At 69.5% G+C, this 2,919-nt stretch carries 2 protein-coding genes; both read left to right on the forward strand.

Annotation, left to right across the window (positions count from 1 at the left end; all coding sequences use genetic code 11):
- Window positions 1–137 precede the first annotated feature (137 nt).
- Window positions 138–1,055: an agmatinase gene (speB, locus tag WA805_RS04725; RefSeq protein WP_422289045.1), complete on the forward strand. Its 918-nt coding sequence runs from the start codon at window positions 138–140 to the stop codon at window positions 1,053–1,055.
- A 70-nt stretch (window positions 1,056–1,125) separates the two neighbouring features.
- A complete protein-coding gene (locus WA805_RS04730; RefSeq protein WP_425241732.1) occupies window positions 1,126–2,814 on the forward strand; it encodes a cytochrome c biogenesis protein DipZ in 1,689 nt (562 codons plus the stop codon).
- Window positions 2,815–2,919: the final 105 nt, after the last annotated feature.

Consider the following 2,919-nt stretch of genomic DNA (forward strand, 5'->3'; position numbering starts at 1 on the left):
TTATTGCCCGCGCTGGGAGCCATCTGCTAAGCCGGACGCTGGTGGCCATGTGAGCGGCGAGGAACCGGCAGCGGGAGGACGAGTTGGCGGGTACCGAGGATCTGCCTGGCGGGGCTGGTCGCGCCGAGCGCGGGCCCATGGACGCAAGCCGGACGCCACGCTTCGCGGGGCCGCCGACCTTCGCGCTTCTGCCGCGACGGGATGAGGTCTCCCGCTGCGACGTGGCAGTGGTCGGCGTCCCGTTCGATAGCGGCACATCCTACCGGCCAGGGGCCCGCTTCGGTCCGGCCGCGGTCCGCCAGGGATCCCGGCTGCTGCGCCCGTGGAACCCAGGCCTGGAGGTGGCGCCGTTCGGCGCGCAGCAGGTGGCGGATGCCGGCGACATCGCGTGCAATCCGTTCGACATCAAGGAGGCCGTCGACCAGATCGAGACGGCCGCTGCCGCCCTGCTCGGCGATGCCGGCCGCCTGCTGGCGATCGGCGGCGACCACACCATCGCCTACCCGCTGCTGCGAGTCACCAGGCGGCGGTTCGGGCCCGTCGCCCTGGTGCATTTTGACGCCCACCTCGACACGTGGCAGACCTACTTCGGCGCGCCGCTCACGCACGGCACGCCGTTCCGGCGCGCCGCAGAAGACGGGCTGTTCCTTGACGGGCACAGCATGCACATCGGCATCCGCGGCCCGCTGTACGCCCCGACCGACCTGACGGAGGACGCCGGACTCGGCTTCAAGATCGTCACCGCTATGGACGTCGGGCGCATGGGCGTCGACGACGTCGCCGCCGCGATACGTGAGCGGGTGGGGGACAACCCGCTGTACCTGTCGATCGACATCGACGTGCTGGATCCGGCGCACGCACCGGGCACCGGGACCCCGGAAGCCGGTGGCCTCACCTCCAGGGAACTGCTCGGCATCCTGCGGGGTCTTGCCGGCCTGCGGCTGGTGGGCGCGGACGTCGTCGAAGTGGCGCCCGCCTACGACCACGCCGAGGTGACCACCGTGGCCGCCGCGCACGTCTGCTACGAGCTGCTCGGGCTCATGGCGCTCGGCTAGTTTCGCTCGGCTAGTTTTAGGCGTAGAACTCGGAACGACGCCGGGCCTGGCCGTCAGCAGGAGGTTGCGCGTGACGCTGGTGTTGATCGGCCTGGTTGGCGGAATCATTACGGGCCTTTCCCCGTGTGTCCTGCCGGTGCTTCCTGTTGTCCTGCTCGGCGGGGGCAGCGCCGGGGAGGATGCGGAGTCAGCGCGGCGCCGGCCTTATCTGGTCGTCCTCGGCCTGACGCTGAGCTTCGCGGTCTTCACGCTCTTCGGCAGTCTTCTTCTCGCCAGCCTGCACTTGCCAGGGGACGCGATCCGCTGGCTGGGCCTGGCCCTGCTGGTGCTTGTCGGGCTGGGGCTGCTAGTGCCGCCGCTCGGTCACCTGCTGGAGCGGCCCTTCTCCCGGTTCCCCCAGCGTGCCCTCAACACCGGCCGCGGCGGCTTCCTGCTCGGGATCGCCCTCGGTGCGGTCTTCGTGCCCTGCGCGGGGCCGGTCCTGGCCGCCATCATCGTGGCTGGCGCCACGGGTCACATCGGCCTCCGCACGATCGGCCTCACCCTGGGCTTCGCCGTCGGCACCGCGATCCCGCTGCTCGCCTTCGCGCTTGCGGGTCGCGCCATGAGCCAGCGCCTCGGGGCTTTCCGGCGTCATCAGGGCGTATTTCGCGCGGTCAGCGGCGTCGTCGTCATCGTCCTGGCCGTCGCGCTGACGTTCAACCTTTCTGACCTGGTCCAGCGCGATGTCCCGAACTACGCCGCATCCCTCGGCAACTCCCTGGAAAAGGGCGCGGCGGCGGCAGGGGGCGGCAGCGGCAGCGCCTCGCTGCAGGCCTGCCAGCAGGCGGTCCTGTACGGTGTCCCCGGCGCGGGGCTGGGGCAATGCGGTCCCGCGCCCGCCTTCGCCGGCATCCAGCAGTGGCTGAACACCCCCGGCGGCGAGCCGGTGACCATGGCCTCGCTGCGGGGCAAGGTCGTCCTAGTCGACTTCTGGGCCTACTCCTGCATCAACTGCCAGCGCGAGCTTCCGCACGTCGAGGCGTGGGCGAAGGACTACGCCTCCGCCGGGCTCCGAGTGGTCGGCGTGCACACCCCCGAGTACGCCTTTGAGCACGTGCCGTCCAACGTCGCCTCCGGCGTCCGTCGGCTCGGCCTCACTTTCCCTGTCGCGCTCGACAACTCCTACGACACGTGGAATGCCTACGACAACCAGTCCTGGCCGGCGGATTACCTCATCGACGCCAGCGGCCAGATCCGGCACATCTCCATCGGAGAAGGCGACTACACCAGCGAGGAGCAGCTCATCCGGGAGCTGCTTACCGCCGCCCACCCCGGGATCACCCTGCCGCCGGCAACCAATGTCCGCGACACCACCCCTGACGACCCGCAGCAGACGCAGGAGACCTACCTCGGCGACGAACGCGTACAGTTCTACTCTGGCAGCACTGCCTACAAGCCCGGCCAGCGCCGGTTCGTGCCACCAGCCACACTCCCCGCGGACTCGTTCACCCTCGCCGGCACCTGGACCATCGGCCAGCAGTCGATCACCGCAGGCAACCGCGCCGACATCACGCTCGCCTACCACGCCTCAAGCGTCTACCTCGACGTCGGAGGCAGCGGAACCCTCACCGTCTCCGCCGGGGGCGAGAGCAAGGTCATTCGCGTCTCCGGCGCCCCCGACATCTACACCGTCACCACCCAACAGCCGGCCAGCGAAGGCACTGTGACCATCAGGCTCTCACCGGGGCTGCAGGCCTACTCGTTCACCTTCGGCTGATCGGCCGCTTTGGCTCGCAGACCAACTGCACCGCTTGGCTCGTGATACGCCTCGGTTTACGCTAGTAGTCACAGTGAGACTACTAGCTTTGCGAGTGCACCCGTA

The organism is Trebonia sp. (genome assembly GCF_049794275.1).
Lineage (GTDB): Bacteria > Actinomycetota > Actinomycetes > Streptosporangiales > Streptosporangiaceae > Trebonia.

Excerpts from the sequence above, each read along its gene's own strand:
- speB (WP_422289045.1), top strand. The coding sequence starts at position 138 with ATGGACGCAAGCCGGACGCCACGCTTCGCGGGGCCGCCGACCTTCGCG.